Raw genomic sequence first — 20329 nt, forward strand, 5'->3', positions numbered from 1 at the left:
GGTCTGTGTAATGACACCATTCTAACGCCGCTGCGGCGCTATTTGGTTGCTATTTCGGGGCGCTTTCACTAACTTTACGACATATAATTGCCATCTTTAAAGGTTATAAAGAATAAAATGCCCACAAAAGAAAAGACCCTGATACAAATCGACAAAACAGACAGGAAAATCCTCGAACAATTGCAGAAAGACGGTTCGCTGACCAATCAGCAGCTGGCCGAAAAGGTGGGGTTATCGCCGTCGCCCTGCCTGCGCCGGGTCAGGGCCCTGGAGGAAGCGGGAATCATCATCCGCACCGTGACCATCCTGGATCACAAGAAACTGGGGCTGGCGTTGACGGCGATTACCCTGATCGGCATGGACCGGCACACACCGGAGCGGTTTGCCGCCTTCGAGGAACAGGTTGCCGAATACCCGGAAGTCCAGGAGTGCTACCTGATTACCGGCCAGAGCGCCGACTACATGCTGAAGATTGTGGTGCCCGACATGGACCACTATCACCAGTTCCTGCTGAACCGGATTACCCGTATCCCGGGGGTCAGTGGCGTGCATTCCAGCTTTGTTCTGCGGCGGGTAATCGACAGCACCGCCCTGCCCCTGGGCTACCTTTCCTGACGGATCAGCTCGGCCACATAGGCCTGGGTCATCACTTTCAGTTCACCGACCAGTTGCCGGCCCTGCTGGTCCGGCAGTGTCGCTGCCAGGCGCAGAATGGACCCGGCCGCCCGCGGCAGTAACAGGCTGGCATTCCAGCGGCGGTCATCCGGCAGGTCAGGGTATTCCTGTTGCAGGCGTGCATCCAGGCCAAGTTGCGGCAGCTTCTCCCGGAGTGCACGTTCCATTTTCTCCACATGGCCTTCGGCAATGGCGTGGACGATGGCCGGCCTGTACGGGCTTTCGGCGTGGTGTTACGTCGATAGATTCGTCAGTCATTATCTGTACCTTGTGCAGCAGGCTCCGTACAATAACGCCCACTTTACGACAAAGAAAGGCAGAGTCAGGCCAACAGACCTGCCAATTAGTCTTAACCCCGGATTTCAAAAAACGGAAGACACCATGCGAGCAAGCCGCTACCTGATTGCCACCCAGAAAGAGACCCCCGCCGATGCCGAGATCATCAGCCACCAGCTGATGCTGCGCGCCGGCATGATCCGCAAACTGGCCGCCGGCCTTTACACCTGGCTGCCCATGGGGCTACGTACCCTGCGCAAGGTAGAGCGGATTGTTCGTGAAGAAATGGACAAGAGCGGTGCCCAGGAAGTGCTGATGCCCGCCGTTCAGCCCGCAGAACTGTGGCAGGAATCCGGCCGCTGGGAGCAGTACGGCGGCGAACTGCTGCGCCTGAACGACCGCCATGGCCGGGATTTCTGCTTCGGCCCGACCCATGAAGAAGTCATCACCGACCTGATCCGTAACGAGCTCAAGAGCTACAAGGAACTGCCGGCCAACTTCTACCAGATCCAGACCAAGTTCCGCGACGAGCGCCGCCCGCGTTTCGGTGTGATGCGCGCCCGGGAATTCATCATGAAAGACGCCTACTCGTTCCACGTGAACGCGGCGTCCCTGGATGATACCTATCAGCTGATGCACCAGACCTACTGCAACATCTTTGATCGGCTGGGCCTGGATTATCGCCCGGTGCAGGCGGATTCCGGTTCTATCGGCGGCAGCGCTTCCCACGAGTTCCACGTGCTGGCCTCCTCCGGTGAAGATGCCATCGTGTTCAGCACCGAAAGTGACTACGCCGCGAACATCGAGAAAGCCGAGGCCGTGGCTCCGGCGGGCGAACGCGCAGCACCGGGCGAAGCCATGCAGGAAGTACACACCCCGGGCCAGAAAACCATTGAAGCGGTGTCTACGTTCCTGGGCCTGCCGGCAGAGCGCAGCGTGAAAACCCTGCTGGTAAAAGGCGAAGCCGACGAGAACGGCGAATCCGGCCTAGTGGCGCTGATCCTGCGCGGCGACCACACCCTGAACGAGATCAAGGCTGAAAACCTGGCCGGCATTGCCGAGCCGCTGACCATGGCCACCGATGAAGAAATCGTGGAAGCCATTGGTTGTAATCCCGGCTCCATCGGCCCGGTTAACCTGCCGGTGCCGGTCATTGTCGATCGCAGTGCCGCCCACCTGGCGGACTTCGTATGTGGTGCCAACAAGGATGACTATCACCTGACCGGCGTGAACTGGGAGCGTGATGTAGCCCTGGGCCGGGTGGAAGACCTGCGCAACGTAGTGGAAGGTGACCAGAGCCCGGACGGCAAGGGCACACTGGAGATCCGCCGCGGTATCGAAGTGGGCCACATCTTCAAGCTGGGCAACAAGTACAGCCAGGCCATGAATGCCACTGTACTGGACGAGAACGGCAAGGCCGTGATCATGGAGATGGGCTGCTACGGTATTGGTGTGTCCCGCATCGTGGCGGCGTCCATTGAGCAGAACCACGATGACAAGGGCATTATCTGGCCCGACGCCATTGCTCCGTTCGAAGTGGCTATCGTTACCCTGAACGCCCACAAGAACGCCGTAGTGGCCGAAGCCGGTGACAAGCTTTACGAACAACTTCGCCAGGCTGGCTACGATGTGTTGCTGGATGACCGGAACGAGCGCCCGGGCGTGAAGTTTGCGGACATGGAACTGATGGGCATTCCGCACCGGTTTGTGGTTTCCGAGCGGGGCCTGGCGGCCGGTACCCTGGAATACAAGGGCCGTCGCGATGAAGATAAACAGGATATTGCCCTGGAAGAAGCCCTGCCCTTCCTGGTGAAGGCCTCACCCAAAGGCGGGCTCTGACCCGCCCGTCTGGTCTTTGGCGGGTGGCCGGCTTGGCCGCTCGCTGAAGACAGGTAACACTGCAACAAAGTCTCAGTTACCGACGATACCCGGTTCCTGCTCCAGCCCCACCCCGAACTTGTTCCGCACCGATTCCCGCACCTCCTGCGCCAGTGCCAGGATGTCCTGCCCGCTGCCCCCGGAATGATTGATCAGCACCAGTGCCTGGCGGTTATGCACGCCGACCGTTGCGTTCCGGTAACCCTTCCAGCCGGCCTGGTCGATCAGCCAGGCTGCCGCCAGTTTGACGCCTTCGGCGACCGGGTAGGACACCACGTCCGGGAAACGGCTAACGATATCTTCAAATTGCGCCTGGCTGACCACCGGATTCTTGAAGAAGCTTCCGGCATTGGGCAGCACAGCCGGGTCCGGCAGTTTTCGGCGGCGAACTGCCATCACCGCTTCCGCCACAGCCAGGGGCGTCAGTTGATCAGTTTCCTCGCATCCCAGGTACTCCTGCAAGTCACGGTAACCGAGTTTCATCGGCTCGGTTCGGGACAGGGCTAGGCGGATTTCAAGAATGATGTAACGACCGGGCTGATGCTTGAACAGGCTGTCCCGGTAGGCGAACTCGCAGTCGGCCGCCGGTAACTCGACCACTTCCATGGTCGTGCGATCCAGGGCCGTGACCGTTTTCAGGGTGTCGCACAGCTCCACCCCGTAGGCACCGATGTTCTGGACAGGCGCGGCTCCAGCGGTGCCGGGGATCAGTGCCAGGTTTTCGATACCCCGGTAACCAGAGCGGGCCGCATACAGCACCGCATCGTGCCAGTTTTCCCCGGCCGCCAGCACCAGTACCGCGTCGTCTTCCCGCACCTGCTCCCAGGTACGACCCCGGAGCGCCATGTGCAGCACCAGACCGTTGAAGTCCCCGGCGAAGACCAGGTTACTGCCACCACCGAGTACCAGCGTTTGCTGGCCATTCTCGCGGGCCCAGTCAAGGGCCGCTTCAAGCTCGTCGGCGGTGGTAATATCCGCAAAATAACGGGCCTTAGCCGGCACTGCCAGGGTGTTCAGGCCTTGCAGGCTGACCTGCTCACGGATCTCGGGCAGTCGGCTCAAGCCAGCCGCTCCCGGATGGATTCCAGCAGGCCTTCGCTGGCCTCATGGATCAGGTCCAGCACCTGCTCGAAGCCGTCCTCACCGCCGTAGTAGGGGTCTGGCACCTCGGCATGGCCGGATCGACCGAACTCCAGGAACAGCCGGGGCTCTGTGCCACCGTTCTGGTTCCAGATATCCCGTACATCGGCCAGGTTGGAACGGTCCATCACCAGCACATAGTCAAACCGGTCAAGATCTTCGGCCTGGATCTGCCGCGCCCGAAGCTCCGCAATATCGACGCCGCGACGCTCCGCTGCGGCGGTGGCGCGGGCATCCGGGGCCTTGCCGATGTGCCAGTTACCGGTGCCGCAGGAATCAATATGCAGGCTTTCCAGCAAGCCCTGTTCTGCGGCCAGCTGCCGGAATACGCCCTCCGCGCTCGGCGAGCGGCAAATGTTACCCAGGCAGACAAACAGAACGCTGACTTTTCCAGATGCTGCATCAGACATAGCGCCCTCCCGCTTCAAGCAATGCCCGAATCCGGGCCAGGTCTTCTTCGGTGTCCACGCCAGCCGCCGGTGGCCGCTCGGCAATGTCCACATGGATACGGGCGCCGTTGTACAGCGCCCTCAATTGTTCCAGCGCCTCTACCTGCTCGGTAGGCGCAGGCGGCCAGGTGACGAACTGCCGCAACACGCTGGCGCGGTAACCATAGATGCCGATATGGCGGAAATAACCCACACCGTCGGGCAGGTCTACATCCACCGCTGGCGCATTGGCCGGCCAGAAATCCCGGGCCCAGGGAATGGGCGCACGGCTGAAATAGTGGGCCATACCACGGGCGTCGAACACCACTTTCACCACATTCGGATTAAACACCTGGCGGGCATCGTGGAGCCGCTCGCACAACGTAGCGATCTCGGCTTCCGGGTACAGCTCCAGGTTCTCGGCCACCTGGTTGATCAGGGCCGGTGGAATCAGCGGCTCGTCGCCCTGTACATTCACCACCCGGTGGTCGGCATCGAGCTCAAGCTTGCGGGCCACTTCTTCCAGCCGGTCGGTGCCACTGGCGTGGTTCGGTGAGGTCATCACCACCTCGGCTCCGAACCCCCTGCAGGCTTCTTCAATGCGGGCATCATCGGTGGCAACCACCACGCGGCTGGCACGGCTTTCTGCCGCGCGTTCGCACACATGCTGGATCATCGGCTTGCCGGCTATCATTGCCAGGGGCTTGCCGGGCAGTCGACTGGAAGCGTAACGGGCCGGGATAACAACGGTGAAAGACATGGACTACCCCGTACAGATCAGTGCTTGTCGAGACGTTCGTCGGTGCTCAGTGTCCGTGCCTCAACCGCCAGCATCACCGGAATACCCTCACGGATCGGGAATGCCATGGCATCCTGGTAACAGATCAGTTCGGTGCGGGCTTCGTTAAGCTTGAGTTCACCCTTGCAGACCGGGCAGGCCAGCAGGCCCAGCAGTTTCTTATCCATGGTCAGATCTCTCGGTATCATGTGGTTTCAGCTGCCCGGAACACTCCCTGAGCCGCTCGATAAAACGTTGTTCAAAAGGTTCCGATACCCGGGCCTCTACCGTCAACACCCAGGCGTTGTCTGGCGCAAAGCCACGGCATTTCACCGCATCCTTGGCGGTCATCACCAGCCACTCCAGGGCGCCGGAGGCCAGGTCTTCCGGGCGGAAATGGTGATGGTCAGGAAATGGCACTTCATTAACGTGGGCACCCAGGCCACGAAGCGTGTCGAAGAATCGCCCGGGGTTGCCGATACCTGCCACCGCCCGTACCGGTTTGCCTTTCAGCTTTTCCGGGGGCACGGTCTCACCGGAATTCAGGTTCACCAGGGCGGAGGGCACCAGCTCCATGGCATGGATATCCGGATGGTCAACGCCGGCAAAGCTGTCCAGGGTCTCACCTGCTTCGGGGAATCCGGCGCCGTTAAGGATGACAAAATCGACACTGCCCAGGCGCTCGACCGGCTCCCGCAATGGGCCTACCGGAATAATCGCACCGTTGCCGATGCCCCGCCGGGCATCAAACACCGCCAGCTCGATATCTCTTGGCAGCCGGTAGTGCTGCAGTCCGTCATCGCAGATCAGCACGTCGCCCAGACCGTTCTCCAGTGCCCAGGCAGCGCCCCGGCACCGTTCCGGATCCACCACCACCGGGCAACCGGTTGCCTGGGCCAGCATCAGGGGCTCATCACCGCTCACACCCGGCGAAGTGCCTTCACTGACTAACAGGGGGTAGTGATTGCTTTTGCCGCCGTAGCCCCGGCTCAGAATGACCGGTTTCCAGCCTTCCTGCTTCATGCGCTGCACCAGCCGGGCGGTCAGGGGCGACTTGCCGGTGCCACCGGCGGTGATGTTACCCACCACCACCACGGGTACCGGGAGGGATTCGTTACGGGCCTGCCAGGCCTTCCGGCGCCGGGATTCCGACACCGCCCGGTAAAGCCAGGCCAGTGGCGTCAGCAGGGCCAGTGGCCTGCCCCGCCCGTACCAAAGCCGATCGACCAGGCTGGTACTCATGCCTGCTCGCTGAACTGAATCTGGTGCAGCTGGGCATAGGCGCCATCGGCCGCCAGCAGTTCGTCGTGGTTACCGGATTCAACAATGTGGCCCTTGTCCATCACCAGGATCCGGTCGGCTTTCTCGATAGTGGAAAGACGGTGCGCAATCACCAGCGTTGTCCGCCCTTCCATGACCGTTTCCAGCGCTTCCTGGATATGCCGCTCAGACTCGGTATCCAGCGCCGAAGTGGCCTCATCCAGAATCAGGATCGGCGCGTTCTTCAGCAGCGCCCGGGCAATGGCCAGCCGCTGTCGCTGACCACCCGACAACATCACACCGTTATCGCCGATCATGGTATCCAGCCCTTCCGGCATGCGGTCGATAAACTCCAGGGCATGGGCCTTGGCCGCTGCTTCCCGAATCTCCTCACGGCTGCAATCCCGCAACGCGCCATAGGCAATGTTGGCGGCGATGGTGTCGTTGAACAGCACCACGTTCTGGTTTACCAGGGCAATCTGCGAACGCAGCGCCTGCAGGGAGAATTCTTTCAGGGAATGGTCGTCGATGCGGATATCACCGCCAGTGAACTCGTAGAACCGGGGCAACAAACTCACCAGTGTGGACTTGCCACTGCCGGAGCGCCCGACCAGGGCAACGCTCTGGCCCGCCGGAATGCTCAGGGAAATGCCTTCCAGTACGTTATCCAGCTGGTCGCGGTAGCGGAAAGATACCTGGTCAAACTCGATACGGCCTTCCACCCGCTCCGGCGCGAATCCGCCACGGTCTTCTTCCGGCTGTTCGTCCATGGTTTCGAACACGTCGTAGGCGGCGGCCACACCCTTCTGGATCTTGGCGTGCACCGAAGTTACCTGGCGGATCGGCTTCGCCATGGTGGTTGCTGCAGTGATAAAAGCAACCAGTTGTCCGGTGGTCATTTCACCGCGAATTTCCGGGGCCAGCATGGTCCAGACCAGGGCCGCAATGGCAATTGCCACCAGCACCTGGATCACCGGCACACTGATGGCCTGGGTGGAAGCCATTTTCAGGCTCTGCTTCAGGTTGCGCTCGCTGACATCGCGGAAACGCTCCCGCTCGTAGTCTTCGCCTCCAAAGGTACGCACCACCCGGTAACCGGTGATGGACTCCGAGGCCACGTGGGTAATATCACCCATGGAGCCCTGAATGCGCTTGCTGATCCGGCGGAAGCGTTTACTGGCATAGCTGACCACGAAACCAATCACCGGCCCCACGGTGAGGAACACCAGGGTCAGTTTCCAGTTGGTGTACAGCATGAAGCCCAGCAAGCCGACAATGGTCAGGCCTTCGCGCAGGGTAATGGTGATGGCATTGGTGGCCGCTTCCGCCACCTGCTCCACGTTGAACGTCAGCTTGGACACCAGCCGGCCGGCGGCGTTGTCGTCGAAGTAACGGGATGGCAGGGTCATCAGCCGGTCAAAAACATCGTTACGCAGGGCGTTGATGACATTACGGCCCACATAGCTGATGAAATACTGACTGAAGAAGGTACCCAGGCCGCGCAGGGCAAACACACCAACGATCAGGCCGGTCAGGAGCATCCGGTTCTGGTCGGTGGGGTTTTCGATGGCGGTGATCACATACTCCATGGCTGCCGCCATACCGGTAGACGCCGCCGCGTAGATAATGTTGCCCAGCACCGCCAGCGAAAACGCCAGCCAGAAAGGTTTTACGTAGGTGAGCAGGCGCTTGTAGGTTGTCCAGCTTCCAACCGGCGGAGCTTTGAGCGGTTCCGGCCTTAAATCGATCACTGGCTGTCAGCCTCCCGCTCTGTGGTTATGCTCAGTTTCGCAAACCCCAGGCGACCGGCCACATCCATGGCGCGCACAACAAATTCGTGGGGAGTACGGGCATCTGCCGTGATGATAAACGGCAGGTTGCTATCTCCCTCAGCCAGTTCCCTGACACCCCGCTCCAGGGTCTCGCGCCGGTTGTTCACCAATGTCCTGTCATTCAGGATGTACTGGCCTTCGACATTGATCACCACGTCAATCTGGCGCACTTCAGACGGCGTTGCCGGATCACCACTGGCTTGCGGCAATTCCACTTCCAGGTGGCTTTCCCGGGTAAAGGTGGTGGATACCATAAAGAAAATCAGCAGCAGAAACACCACGTCGATCAGTGGCGTCAGGTCTACCCCGACTTCCTGGCTTCGTTGGCGCTTGAACTTCACTGTGTTCAGGCTCCTTCCACGTCGATTTCACGGTCACCATGAACCACTTCCACCAGCTTTATGGCTTCCTGTTCCATGTTAACCACCAGCTCGTCAACGCGGCGGATAAAATAGCGATGGCAGATCAGTGCCGGAATAGCAACGCTCAGGCCTGCAGCCGTGGTGATCAGGGCTTCGGAAATACCGCCTGCGAGGTTGCCTGCGTTACCGACACCGGCCAGCTGGATCTCGGCGAATACCTTGATCATACCGATAACCGTCCCCAACAGACCCAGCAGCGGGGTAATGGTAGCAATGGTTCCCAGCGGGTTCAGGAACCGTTCCAGCTCGTGGATAACCTGGCTAGCTTCGTGTTCGATGCTTTCTTTCATGACCTCACGGCCATGCTTGGCATTGATCAGACCACCGGCCAGAACCCGGCCCAGCGGAGAGGAGCCCTGCAAGGCTTTGAGCTTGCGACCGTTAAGCTCTTTTTTCTTGATCCAGCGCCAGAGCTCATTGATCGATTGCGGCGGCGCTACGCGGGAAGCACGCAAAGACCAGAATCGCTCCAGAACGATGGCAAGGGCCAGAATGGAACAGGCAACAATAGGCACCATCAGGATGCCACCGGCTTTCAACAGCTCGAACACGCTTGATCTCCCTGATTAATTACAAGCCGCGCTACTTTAGCATAGCTGCCGGTGCAGGCCACACCCGGAATGTCACGGTATATTACATTGGTCACGGGCCAGGCCCGGAGCGGCTACCCAGAAGGGTGCGGAATGGCGGATTTCTTCGATTTCCGGGCCTGTCGCCGGCAAGGTAATGGCAATCTGACCGGAACAGGCTGTATTCAACGCCCGGGCTCCAGCCTGGCGATAGCGGGCCGTCACCTCCGGATGGGGGTGTCCGAAACGATGGCGATATCCGGCGGTGTAGATGACCTGGTCGGGCCGCAGAGTTTCCACCCAGCTTTCTGACGACGAGGTTTTGCTGCCATGGTGGGGTGCCAGCACCAGGCGGTGGGCCGGCTGCCGGTGGAACCAGTCCAGCTCCGGGTCCGCCAGCATCCGGGCTTCTACCCCGTCGCTGATATCACCGGTCAGCCAGATCTCGGTATCGGACAACCCATGGCTTACCCGGAGCACGCAGGATGCATCATTACCCGCCCTTGCATCCGGCGCTTGCCAGAATGCCAGCTCCAGGTCTCCCCAGTGCTCAGCGACTGCCGGGCAGTCATGCACAAGGCGCAGGCCGTCCAAACTCCCGGATAACTCCCCGGCTTCACCGCTGGATATCCTCACCACATCGAAGGTATCGAGCAACACAGGCAAGCCGCCGGCATGGTCGTTATCGGCATGGCTCAGCACAAGGTGGTCTATCCGCCGGATACCCCGGGCGCTCAGCTCCGGTATCAACACCGAATCGGCCGCAGAAAACACGCCTTTCACCTCCGGGCCGGTGTCATAGAGCAGAACCTTGTCATCCACCCGGATCAGAACTGACAGCCCCTGCCCCACATCCAGGATGCGAATTTCCGGAACCGCCACTGACGAGTTCTCCGGCTCGCGATGGTACAGCGCCGCAAGACTCCATAAGGCGATGGCAGCGAATGCCGCGGGCCGGAACCCGGGCACCGGCAGCCGGATCATGACAACCACCACCAGTACCAGCAAGCCGGATTGCGCAACCTTGCCTCCTCCGGGCACAGGCCAGTCCAGAACCTGGACCCACTCAAGCCAGCCCCAAAGCAATGCCAGTGCCCCGTCCATCAGCACCATCGCGAAGCCCGACAACCCGCCGCCGGACAGCGCCGACAGCAACGCACCCACAAACAACACCGGCATCACCACCAGGGACACCCAGGGAATGGCCAACAGGTTGGCCAGCAATCCAGCCAACGGCTGGCCCAGGCCGAAGTGCAACAGAACCGGCCACAAACCGGCGAACACCGCAAATTGTGCGAGCACCAGGCCTTTCAGCCAGCCCGGAGCCGATACCCTGCCGGCAAACACCAGCAACAACACCGCCACCGCACCAAAGGAAAGCCAGAAGCCCTGATCCAGCGGCGCAAATGGATCCAGCAGCAACACCAGGAACAGCGCCGCCATAAAGGGTTGCCAGGCACTGGCTTCCCGGGCCATCAACAGATACCAGCCACCCACAACCACCATGATCAAGGCCCGGCGGGTAGGTACCGTAAACCCCGCCAGCAGGGCATAGGCCAGGCTGCACAGCATCACCAACGCAAACACCGCCACCCGGCCTTGATGAACGGACACCCACCCCGATGGCACCAGCAACAACAGCCGGTGCCCGAGCAACCCCACGGCTACCGCCACCAAACCCAGATGCAGGCCGGAAATAGCCACCAGGTGAATGGTGCCGGTGGCTTTCAGGGCATCCCAATGGGCGTTTTCCAAATGCCCGCGGTTACCGATCAGCAGCGATGCAATCAGGGGAAACTGTTGTGCCTCACCAAACCAGTCTTCCACCACAGCCGCCACCGACTGGTGCCAGGCCCGGTATTGGCAGTGCCAGCCACAGGCAAGCCCGGGCTCCGGGGCAACGCTCCTGACGCTGCCAGTGGCCCGGAAGCCGTTTCGAAACAGCCAGTCCTCGTAGCGAAAGCCGGCCTGGTTCAGGTTGCCGTGTGGGCGTTTGAGGACCACTTCCAGGCGCAGCCGGTGCTCAGGCAGGTCTTTACCGTCACGCCCGTACCAGGCCAGCCGCAGGGTTTCCGGCAAGCGGGTGCCTTCGGGCACCGTCGCAGGTTCGTGCCAGCGCTGGACACAGAAATTGAAACGGAGACTGCCAAAGCTGCCCGGTTGAGGAAGGCTGCACAGATGACCGGAGACTGTCACCTGCTCGCCCTCAAGCCCCTGGGGCAACCGCTCTGCCAGGCGCCCATCGGCATGCCAGGTGGCCCAGAGCAGGCCCAGCAACCCGAAACAAACCAATAAACAGAGACTGGAGAACCGGCTGCCCCGCCCCCAAAACGCGGCGGCACCAACCATGAAGGTAAGCACAAACAACCATGTATAAGGTGGTAAGACTGTCAGCCAATACAGTAAGATAACGCCGCTAGAGAAGGCGACCATGCAGGATGCGGCCAGCGCCGGTTTTATGCGCTCACAGCCATTATGAACTTGCCCGGACACTCCCTGTCCTCCTCTGGTAAAAGCTGACAATTTCCGTTTGTCAGTGGTGTTTCACTGCAACGCAACAGGCCGAACTTCCAATGCCGAAGAAGTTCATGAAACGGTATTTGCCCAGCCCCGAGAGAGTGCGCGCCATGCGTTCGCTGCACTTTCTGGGCGATATCCTCCATGAACCCAACCTGTGGCACATCAACCGGCATTGCGTAGCACGGGCGTTCCTGGTCGGCGTCTGGTTCTGTTTTATTCCTATGCCCTTTCAGATGCTGGCCGCGGCCTTCTGTGCCATCTGGATCAACGCCAACCTGCCCTTGTCGGTGGCACTGGTGTGGATCAGCAACCCGCTGACCATGCCGCCCATGTTCTATTTCAACTACAAACTCGGGGCCTGGCTGCTGGATCGCCCGGTGCTCGACTTTGAATTCGAACTTACCTGGCACTGGATCAGCCACCGCCTGGTGGACATCGGCATTCCGCTGTACCTGGGGTCACTGATCATCGCCACCCTCTGTGCCTGCCTCGCCTATCTGGGCATCCAGTATCTGTGGCGGCGAAAAATCCGCACCGACTGGCGCCACAGACGCATAGCCAGGCGCGCTGGCCGCGCCCCTGGTAATCAGACTTCCTGAACCAGCCGGCCCTGTTCCAGGCGCAACACCCGCCCCAGACTCCGGGCCATGGTCATATCGTGTGTCACCATGATGAACGCGATGCCGGACTGATCACGCAGCTCCTCGATCAAAGCCCGAATCCCCTCACCGGTGTGCTGGTCCAGGTTACCGGTAGGCTCGTCCATCAACACGCAATCCGGCTCGTTCACCAGGGCACGGGCAATGGCCACGCGCTGGCGCTCTCCGCCTGACAGTTCACCCGGCTTATGACGAAGCCGCTCCGTCAGGCCCACACGCCCCAGAAGCGCTTCAGCTTTCGGAAGGGCCTGGGCCGGCGACAAGCCACCCAACACACAGGGCAGCATCACATTCTCCAGTGCGGAGAATTCTGGTAACAGGTGATGAAACTGATACACAAACCCCAGATGGCGATTACGGAAGCGGGCCCGACCGGCTTCCGAGAGTTTGTGAATGTTCTGGCCACAAATCTCGATCTGGCCGGACGAGGGCTTGTCCAGCCCGCCCAGCAGGTTCAGCAGGGTAGTCTTGCCTGCACCGCTGCTACCGACAATGGCAACGGTTTCTCCGGGCGTCACCTCCAGCGAGATGTCAGAGAAAATCGTGAGCTTCTCCGGGCCCTCACTGTAGGTTCGGGTCACCTGCCGGCAGTCGATCACTAGAGGCTTGCCTGCCTCGTTCGCTGTGACATTACTCATAGCGCAAAGCCTCCGCCGGTTCGACCCGCGATGCACGCCAGGCCGGGTAAATCGTTGCCAGCAGGCTCATGGCAAGGCCGGCACCGCTGATAATAAACACATCCTGCCACTGCAGCTGCGATGGCAGATAGCTGATGAAGTACACATCCGCGCTCAGGAACTGGTGCCCCATGGCGCTTTCCAGCCAGGCAATAATGCCGCTGATGTTGAGTGCGCCCAGCACGCCCAGGGTGGTACCGACCAGCGTACCGAACACGCCGATTACCGCCCCCTGGATAATGAAAATGCGCATGATCCGGCCCGGAGTCGCCCCCATGGTTCGGAGAATGGCGATATCCGCAGTTTTGTCGGTGACCACCATCACCAAGGTGGACACAATATTGAAGGCAGCCACCGCCACAATGAACATCAGCAACAAGCCGATCATGGTTTTTTCCATGCGGATAGCCTGGAACAGGTTGCCGTGGGTGCGGGTCCAGTCGGATACGTAATAGCGGCCACCCAGCTCCTGGGCCACCTGGTTAACCACACGGGGCGCGGCAAACAGATCATCCACCAGCAAGCGCACACCTTCCGCCTTGCCACCGGTACGCATCAGCCGCGCGGCATCGTCCATGTGAATCAGGGCGTAGTTGCCATCAAGTTCTGCGCCGACACTGAAAATACCCTTCACGGTGAAGCGTTTGAGCCTGGGCAGCACACCGGCCGGAGTCACCGACGCTTCCGGCAACACCACCGTCAGCTTGTCGCCAATCGCCAACCGCAGGCTGTTGGCCATCAACCGGCCGATAATGATGCCGAATTCACCGGATTTGAGATCGTCCAGCCCACCTTCAATAAAGTGGTTCTCGATGATCGAAACCGAGGCTTCTTCTTCCGGCAGAACACCGCTGAGCATCACCCCGCGCACATTGCCGCCACCGGTCACCATGCCCTGCCCCTGGATAAACGGCGCAGCCGCCAGCACCCTGGGGTGTTCCTGCACCAACTGGTCAACCTGCTGCCAGTCTTCCAGCGGGCCATTGGCGCCCTGAATGGTCGCGTGGGGCACCATGCCGAGAATTCTCTGCTTGAGCTCCCGGTCGAAGCCGTTCATCACCGACAACACAATAATCAGCACCGCCACACCCAGCATAAGGCCGATCATGGAGGTCAGGGAAATAAAGGAAATAAAGTGATTGCGCCGTTTGGCGGCCGTGTATCGCAGGCCTATATAAAACGATAAGGGTCTGAACATTAGGAGGTGCCTGTCGCCACTTTCAGAGGGGTAGATGCCGGCGCGCATTATCGCCTTGGATCAAAATGCGTTGCAACCGCACCACCCGCCGCACCATGGCCGGCAGCCTGCCCGCAAATTTGCCCCCGATGTGATCCAATGACTGAAAACACGGGGGCAAACCGGATAAACTCTCGAAAATATACTGACTTTTGCTAATATTTTCGGGATATTACGTTTTATACACATTCCGTGGACACACCACAGCATTCCGGCATCAGTGGAGAGCCATCTATGAACAACAAACGGAACCTGGTCGCTGCCTTTACCATGGCCGCAGCAGTGGCGGTTGCAGCCCTGCCCCAGGCCCACGCAGAACAACTGACCGTCCCGGTTGGCAGCCAGGCCGACCGCAGCCTTGTCAAAATGCCGGCCAACGGCATGACCGGGGGTTCCGTGCAAAGCCGCTGGGGTGCCCCTATGGAGATTCGGGGCCCGGTTGGCCAGCCACCGATTACCCAGTGGCACTACCAGGACTTCGTGGTGTACCTGGAACACGACCGGGTTATCCATGCGGTCATGAAGCGCCGCAAATAACCGGCCGGGGGCAATACACCGGTTTTTCATTGCCCATGTCCTGACGTTGCCTTAGCGGTCAGATAGAATGACTGCTTTTTGCGAACCAAGGTGGCAGATAACAGTGACTTCCAGACGAGTGTTGCCTGCGGAATGGGCTCCCCAGAGCGCAGTAATGTTGACCTGGCCTCACCCCGGAACCGACTGGGCCCGGATGATGGCAGATGCAGAACAGGTCTTCCTCGACATCGCCAAAGCGGTACTGCGCTTTGAACATTTGGTAATCAGTTGCGAGTTTGTGGCCGGGCTGCAAAAGCTGGGGCAGGAACTGAACCAGTACGCTGAAGACAACCATCTCCCCGGCCGCGTTGTGGCCGTACCGGCCCCGGCCAATGACACCTGGGCACGGGACCACGGCCCCATTACCGTTACCGATGCTGACAGCGCCACGCTTCTGGATTTCAGCTTCAACGCTTGGGGCGGCAAATTCCCCTGGGAGAAAGACAACGCCCTCAACCGACACCTGGCCAATGCAGGCGTATTCGGCAAGACACCGATGCAAGCGGTGGATTTTGTCCTGGAAGGCGGCTCCATTGAGTCTGACGGCCAGGGCACCATCCTGGCCACCAGCGAATGCCTGCTGACCCCCACCCGCAACCCGGACCTTGATCGCTCAGACATCGAACATCGGCTCTCCGAGTTACTGGGCGCAGACCGCATATTGTGGCTGAACCACGGCTACCTGGCCGGCGACGACACCGACAGCCACATCGACACCCTCGCCCGCTTCTGCGCCCCGGACCACATCTGTTATGTCACCTGTCCGGATGTGGCAGACGAACACTACAGCGCCCTGGCCGCCATGGAAGAGGAACTGCAGGAGTTCCGCCAGCAGGATGGCAGCCCCTACAAACTGACCGCTCTGCCCTGGCCCGATGCCATCTATGACGAAGAGGGCGAGCGCCTGCCGGCCACCTATGCCAACTTCCTGATTATCAACGATGCAGTTCTTTTGCCGGTCTACGATGTGCCGCAAGATCCGGAAGCCATTCGCATCATGGGTGAGATCTTCCCGGAGCGGGAAATCATTCCCGTTAACTGCCGTCCACTGATCCACCAGCATGGCAGCCTGCACTGTGTCACCATGCAGATTCCTGCCGGAGTCGTTTCCCTATGAGCCAGCTGAAAATCGCTGCTATCCAGCAAAAGTGCAGTAACGACAAAGCCGCCAGCCTGGCAACCTCCGAAAAACTGGTGCGGGAAGCCGCCACCGGGGGTGCGCAACTGGTGGTACTTCAGGAACTGCACGCCACCCTGTATTTTTGCCAGACCGAAGACACCGCCGTTTTCGAACTCGCCGAACCCATTCCGGGCCCCACCAGCAACCGCCTGTCGGAGCTGGCCAGGGAGCTGGGCATTGTGCTGGTAGGCTCTATCTTCGAACGCCGGATGAACGGGGTGTATCACAACACCTCGGTAGTGTTTGATACCGACGGCAGCCTGGCCGGGATCTACCGGAAAATGCACATCCCGGACGACCCGGGCTTCTACGAAAAGTTCTATTTCACCCCGGGCGACGCCCGCTTCAACAATGGCGACAGCGGCTTTACCCCGATCAATACCTCCGTCGGAAAGCTCGGGGTATTGGTGTGCTGGGACCAGTGGTACCCGGAAGCCGCCCGCCTGATGGCGCTGGCCGGCGCGGAAATCCTGATCTATCCCACGGCCATCGGCTGGGACATTACCGACGAAGCCGACGAACAGGCCCGCCAGCTGGAAGCCTGGGTGACTGTTCAGCGGGGCCACGCGGTGGCTAACAACCTGCCGGTGATTGCCCCCAACCGTGTGGGCACTGAACCCGACCCGTCCGGCCAGGGCGACGGCATCCGCTTCTGGGGCAACAGCTTTATCTGCGGGCCCCAGGGCGAATTCCTGGCCCGGGCCGACGATGAAAGCGAATGTATTCTGACCGCCACGCTGGACCGCGACCGGACTGAATCCGTCAGGCGTATCTGGCCGTATCTTCGGGATCGGCGCATTGATGCCTACGACGACATTCTCAAACGGGTACGGGACTGAGGCCTGCATGAAACAGAAAATGGACAGCGTGGTTGCCGAGCTCAACAAGATTCTGCTGGGCAAAGACAACCAGATCCGCCTGGCCCTGTGTGGCCTGCTGGCCCGCGGCCACCTGCTGATCGAAGACATTCCGGGCATGGGCAAGACCACACTGTCCCATGCCCTGGCGAAGATCATGGGGCTGAGCTATCAGCGCATCCAGTTCACCAACGACCTGCTACCCGCGGATGTTCTGGGTTACTCCATGTACGACCGGGAGGCCGGCAGCCTGGTGTTTCACCCGGGCCCGATCTTTGCCCAGGTGGTACTGGCAGACGAAATCAACCGGGCCTCGCCCCGCACCCAGAGTGCGCTGCTGGAAGCCATGGAAGAACGCCAGGTATCCATTGAGGGCGAAACCCGGCCACTGCCCTCTCCGTTCTTTGTGATTGCCACCCAGAACCCCATTGAACAGGGCGGCACCTTTCCGCTGCCGGAATCCCAGCTCGACCGTTTTCTGATGCGCCTGCAGCTGGGCTATCCGGACCCGAAAGCCGAGCGGGAGCTACTGGAAGGCGAAGGCCGCCGGGCCATCACTGGGCGGCTGCAGGCCATACTGCCCCAACCTGAACTGGAAGCGGCTCAGGCCGCTGTTGAAAAAGTGAGCGCCAGCCCTGCCCTGCTGGACTATCTGCAGCGACTGCTTGAACAAAGCCGGCGCATGCCGGGCCTGGTCTACGGCCTGTCGCCGCGAGCCGGCCTCGGGCTGTTGAGGGCCGCCAAGGCCTGGGCCCTGATGGCAGGGCGCGACCACGTGCTGCCAGACGACGTCCAGGCGGTGTTCCCCTCCGTGGCCGAGCACCGGCTTGAGCAAGGCGAATCCGGCAAGAGCAAAGAGCGGGTGCGACAGCTGCTGACCACGGTCTCGGTACTTGAATAATCCGGCTCCGGCCTCATACATCCAGATTACATATCACATACCAGCGAGATTCCCATGAGCGAAACACAGCACTCCCGACTGATCATTCTTGGTTCCGGCCCCGCAGGTTACACCGCAGCAGTCTATGCCGCCCGCGCCAACCTGAACCCGACCCTGATTACCGGCATTGAAGTGGGTGGACAGCTCACCACCACCACAGACGTGGACAACTGGCCGGGCGACAACGACGGCGTTCAGGGCCCGGAACTGATGCAGCGCATGCAGAAGCATGCCGAGCGTTTCGAAACCAGCATCGTGTACGACACCATCAACGAAGCGGACCTGCAGAATCGCCCGTTCCGCCTCAAGGGCGACAGCGGTGAGTACACCTGCGATGCCCTGATCATCGCTACTGGCGCCTCGGCCATGTACCTGGGCCTGGAATCCGAAGAGAAGTTCAAGGGCCAGGGCGTATCAGCCTGCGCTACCTGCGACGGTTTTTTCTACCGCAAGCAGAAAGTCGCTGTGATCGGTGGTGGCAACACCGCCGTTGAAGAAGCCCTGTACCTGTCCAACATTGCCGATGAAGTGACCCTGGTGCACCGCCGTGACAAGCTGCGCTCCGAGAAAATCCTGCAGGACAAGCTGTTCGAAAAGGCCGAGAACGGCAACGTGAAGATCGTATGGAACCACACCCTGGATGAAGTACTGGGCGACGGCACCGGTGTAACCGGCATGCGCATCAAGAGCACCGAAGACGGCAGCACCCGGGACATCGACCTGGCCGGCGTATTCATCGCCATCGGCCACAAGCCGAACACCAGCCTGTTCGAAGGCCAGCTCGACATGGACAACGGCTATCTGCGTATCCAGTCCGGCCTGAACGGCATGGCCACCCAGACCAGCATTCCGGGCGTATTCGCCGCCGGCGACGTAGCCGACCACGTATACCGCCAGGCTGTTACCTCCGCCGGTTTCGGCTGCATGGCCGCCCTGGATGCCGAGAAATTCCTGGACCAGCAGGACTAAAACGGCCCACACGGAATGACCTCTCTACCCTGGCTGGAGCCGGAGGAACTCTGGTTCCCTCCGGCCGACGAAGCACTGGACGATCCGGACGGTCTTCTCGCCGTGGGTGGCGACCTGTCCCGGGGCCGGCTCCTGCTGGCTTACCGGAACGGCATCTTCCCCTGGTTCAGCGACGACCAGCCCATTCTCTGGTGGTCCCCAAATCCCCGTTGCGTCCTGTTTCCGGACGAAGTCCACGTATCCCGCAGCCTGCGCCGCACCCTGAACCAGCACCGGTTCGAGGTTACCGCAGACCGATGCTTCAGCCGCATCATCCGGTTGTGTGCCACCACCCGCGCCGAAGGCACCTGGATTACCGACGACATGATCCAGGCCTATACCGACCTGCACCGGCACGGCACCGCACACTCCATCGAAGTCTGGAACCGCAAGGGTGAGCTGGCCGGGGGCATGTACGGCCTTGCCCTGGGGCGTTGCTTCTTCGGTGAATCCATGTTTTCCCTGGAAACCAATGCTTCCAAGGTTTTGATGGTGCACCTGGCCCGTCAGCTGGCACAATGGGGTTACAGACTGATGGATTGCCAGGTCGAGAGCGACCATCTGCTCAGCATGGGTGCGCGAACTATTCCCAGGGACGAGTTTTTATCTATACTCGGGAAGTACGTGGATCAAAAACCGGAAAAGGAAGACTGGGCCTTCAACTGGCGCTGGCCCGGGCCGGAGGAATGAATGAGCAATCTCAGAACGCTGGTCTTCTTCGCAACGCCGCCCCATGACTGCAGCTACCTGCCGGATCGCGAAGCCACCACCATGTTTGTGGACCCGAGGGCCAACGTCGACAAGAAACTCTACAGCCAACTGACTGCACTGGGGTTCCGGCGCAGTGGCTCCCACTATTACCGCCCCCATTGTGAACATTGCAATGCCTGCGTGCCGGTACGCCTGAAGGTAGATCAGTTCCAGCCGGACCGTAACCAGCGCCGTGTCTTGCGCAAGAATGAAGACTTGTCGTGCCGCCTGGTGCCCGCCGCTTTCAGCGAGCGTTATTACCGGCTGTACGCCCACTACATTGAAGAGCGCCACCGGGATGGCGATATGTACCCGCCCTCCAGGGAGCAGTTCACATCGTTCCTGGTAGACGGCGCCACCGACTCCTGGTTCCTGGAAATTTCCCTGGGAGACGAACTGGCCGGCCTGGCAGCGGTCGACCTGCTGGATGACGGCTTGTCCGCCATCTACACCATTTTTGCTCCGGAACTGGAAGACCGGAGCCTGGGCACCTTTGCCGTACTCTGGCAGATTGAAGAAGCCCGGCGCCGCGGCCTGCCCCATCTGTACCTGGGTTACTGGATCCGGGAATGCCGTAAAATGAACTACAAAACCCGTTTCAAACCCATCGAAGCGCTGCGCGACGGGCACTGGCGAGAACTGCAATCAGACTGACTTTTGCCAAACG

At 60.5% G+C, this 20329-nt stretch carries 22 protein-coding genes; 10 read left to right on the forward strand and 12 right to left on the reverse strand.

Annotation, left to right across the window (positions count from 1 at the left end; genetic code table 11):
- Nucleotides 1-117: 117 nt before the first annotated feature.
- The gene (locus tag AC13DJ_RS08980) at nt 118-615 is read left to right on the forward strand and encodes an Lrp/AsnC family transcriptional regulator (protein ID WP_094624172.1); all 498 of its coding nucleotides are present in this window, start codon (nt 118-120) and stop codon (nt 613-615) included.
- On the opposite strand, the gene AC13DJ_RS08985 is transcribed toward AC13DJ_RS08980, so the two are convergent.
- On the reverse strand, nt 603-842 hold the full coding sequence (locus tag AC13DJ_RS08985) for a hypothetical protein (RefSeq protein ID WP_289100863.1): 240 nt from the start codon (nt 840-842) through the stop codon (nt 603-605). The two genes, AC13DJ_RS08980 and AC13DJ_RS08985, sit on opposite strands and share 13 nt — an antisense overlap.
- 214 nt (nt 843-1056) lie before the next feature.
- On the opposite strand from AC13DJ_RS08985, the gene AC13DJ_RS08990 reads away from it, so the two are divergent.
- A complete protein-coding gene (locus AC13DJ_RS08990; RefSeq protein WP_094624174.1) occupies nt 1057-2790 on the forward strand; it encodes a proline--tRNA ligase in 1734 nt (577 codons plus the stop codon).
- 72 nt (nt 2791-2862) lie between these two features.
- On the opposite strand, the gene murB is transcribed toward AC13DJ_RS08990, so the two are convergent.
- The 9 genes from murB to AC13DJ_RS09035 all read right to left on the reverse strand — a co-directional run bounded on the left by murB (nt 2863) and on the right by AC13DJ_RS09035 (nt 11691).
- A complete protein-coding gene (murB, locus tag AC13DJ_RS08995; protein WP_094624175.1) occupies nt 2863-3891 on the reverse strand; it encodes a UDP-N-acetylmuramate dehydrogenase in 1029 nt (342 codons plus the stop codon).
- Nucleotides 3888-4379 (reverse strand): low molecular weight protein-tyrosine-phosphatase, encoded by a 492-nt coding sequence (locus tag AC13DJ_RS09000; protein ID WP_022989127.1) that lies wholly within the window; start codon nt 4377-4379, stop codon nt 3888-3890. Before AC13DJ_RS09000 ends, murB begins: the two co-directional genes overlap by 4 nt.
- Complete coding sequence (kdsB, locus tag AC13DJ_RS09005; RefSeq protein ID WP_094624176.1) at nt 4372-5157, reverse strand: 3-deoxy-manno-octulosonate cytidylyltransferase; 786 nt, start codon at nt 5155-5157, stop codon at nt 4372-4374. The genes AC13DJ_RS09000 and kdsB overlap by 8 nt, the downstream gene beginning before the upstream one ends.
- A 17-nt stretch (nt 5158-5174) precedes the next feature.
- Entirely contained in the window at nt 5175-5363 is a 189-nt protein-coding gene (locus tag AC13DJ_RS09010; protein ID WP_022989129.1) for a Trm112 family protein, read from the reverse strand.
- Nucleotides 5356-6417, reverse strand: coding sequence for a tetraacyldisaccharide 4'-kinase (lpxK, locus tag AC13DJ_RS09015; RefSeq protein WP_058340705.1), 1062 nt, complete (start codon nt 6415-6417; stop codon nt 5356-5358). Before lpxK ends, AC13DJ_RS09010 begins: the two co-directional genes overlap by 8 nt.
- Nucleotides 6414-8186, reverse strand: a complete 1773-nt coding sequence (gene msbA / locus AC13DJ_RS09020) for a lipid A export permease/ATP-binding protein MsbA (RefSeq protein WP_094624177.1) — start codon at nt 8184-8186, stop codon at nt 6414-6416. Before msbA ends, lpxK begins: the two co-directional genes overlap by 4 nt.
- Nucleotides 8183-8608 (reverse strand): ExbD/TolR family protein, encoded by a 426-nt coding sequence (locus AC13DJ_RS09025; RefSeq protein WP_094624178.1) that lies wholly within the window; start codon nt 8606-8608, stop codon nt 8183-8185. Before AC13DJ_RS09025 ends, msbA begins: the two co-directional genes overlap by 4 nt.
- 5 nt (nt 8609-8613) lie before the next feature.
- On the reverse strand, nt 8614-9240 hold the full coding sequence (locus AC13DJ_RS09030; RefSeq protein WP_022989133.1) for a MotA/TolQ/ExbB proton channel family protein: 627 nt from the start codon (nt 9238-9240) through the stop codon (nt 8614-8616).
- A gap of 72 nt (nt 9241-9312) precedes the next feature.
- Nucleotides 9313-11691 carry a DNA internalization-related competence protein ComEC/Rec2 gene (locus AC13DJ_RS09035; RefSeq protein WP_094624179.1) on the reverse strand — a complete coding sequence of 793 codons (2379 nt, stop codon included), beginning with the start codon at nt 11689-11691 and terminating at the stop codon, nt 9313-9315.
- 140 nt (nt 11692-11831) lie between these two features.
- Here AC13DJ_RS09035 and AC13DJ_RS09040 point away from each other — a divergent pair, with 140 nt between their 5' ends.
- Entirely contained in the window at nt 11832-12377 is a 546-nt protein-coding gene (locus AC13DJ_RS09040) for a DUF2062 domain-containing protein (RefSeq protein WP_094624180.1), read from the forward strand.
- Here the strand turns inward: AC13DJ_RS09040 and AC13DJ_RS09045 are convergent.
- Nucleotides 12365-13075: an ABC transporter ATP-binding protein gene (locus AC13DJ_RS09045; protein WP_094624181.1), complete on the reverse strand. Its 711-nt coding sequence runs from the start codon at nt 13073-13075 to the stop codon at nt 12365-12367. The two genes, AC13DJ_RS09040 and AC13DJ_RS09045, sit on opposite strands and share 13 nt — an antisense overlap.
- Nucleotides 13068-14312 (reverse strand): lipoprotein-releasing ABC transporter permease subunit, encoded by a 1245-nt coding sequence (locus tag AC13DJ_RS09050; protein WP_094624182.1) that lies wholly within the window; start codon nt 14310-14312, stop codon nt 13068-13070. The genes AC13DJ_RS09045 and AC13DJ_RS09050 overlap by 8 nt, the downstream gene beginning before the upstream one ends.
- 273 nt (nt 14313-14585) lie before the next feature.
- Here AC13DJ_RS09050 and AC13DJ_RS09055 point away from each other — a divergent pair, with 273 nt between their 5' ends.
- The 7 genes from AC13DJ_RS09055 (at nt 14586) to AC13DJ_RS09085 (ending at nt 20316) form a co-directional block, all read left to right on the forward strand.
- Nucleotides 14586-14888: a hypothetical protein gene (locus AC13DJ_RS09055; protein WP_022989139.1), complete on the forward strand. Its 303-nt coding sequence runs from the start codon at nt 14586-14588 to the stop codon at nt 14886-14888.
- Between the two features lie 103 nt (nt 14889-14991).
- Complete coding sequence (locus AC13DJ_RS09060) at nt 14992-16044, forward strand: agmatine deiminase family protein (protein ID WP_279627992.1); 1053 nt, start codon at nt 14992-14994, stop codon at nt 16042-16044.
- Nucleotides 16041-16946: a carbon-nitrogen hydrolase gene (locus AC13DJ_RS09065; RefSeq protein ID WP_094624184.1), complete on the forward strand. Its 906-nt coding sequence runs from the start codon at nt 16041-16043 to the stop codon at nt 16944-16946. The genes AC13DJ_RS09060 and AC13DJ_RS09065 overlap by 4 nt, the downstream gene beginning before the upstream one ends.
- A 7-nt stretch (nt 16947-16953) precedes the next feature.
- Complete coding sequence (locus tag AC13DJ_RS09070) at nt 16954-17865, forward strand: AAA family ATPase (RefSeq protein ID WP_482933408.1); 912 nt, start codon at nt 16954-16956, stop codon at nt 17863-17865.
- Nucleotides 17866-17919: 54 nt separating this feature from the next.
- The gene (gene trxB / locus AC13DJ_RS09075) at nt 17920-18873 is read left to right on the forward strand and encodes a thioredoxin-disulfide reductase (protein ID WP_058340030.1); all 954 of its coding nucleotides are present in this window, start codon (nt 17920-17922) and stop codon (nt 18871-18873) included.
- Nucleotides 18874-18888: 15 nt separating this feature from the next.
- Nucleotides 18889-19602, forward strand: a complete 714-nt coding sequence (gene aat, locus AC13DJ_RS09080; protein WP_474539390.1) for a leucyl/phenylalanyl-tRNA--protein transferase — start codon at nt 18889-18891, stop codon at nt 19600-19602.
- Entirely contained in the window at nt 19603-20316 is a 714-nt protein-coding gene (locus AC13DJ_RS09085) for an arginyltransferase (protein ID WP_022989145.1), read from the forward strand. It abuts the gene before it with no gap.
- Nucleotides 20317-20329 lie beyond the last annotated feature (13 nt).

This window comes from Marinobacter sp. L-46, assembly GCF_056859535.1.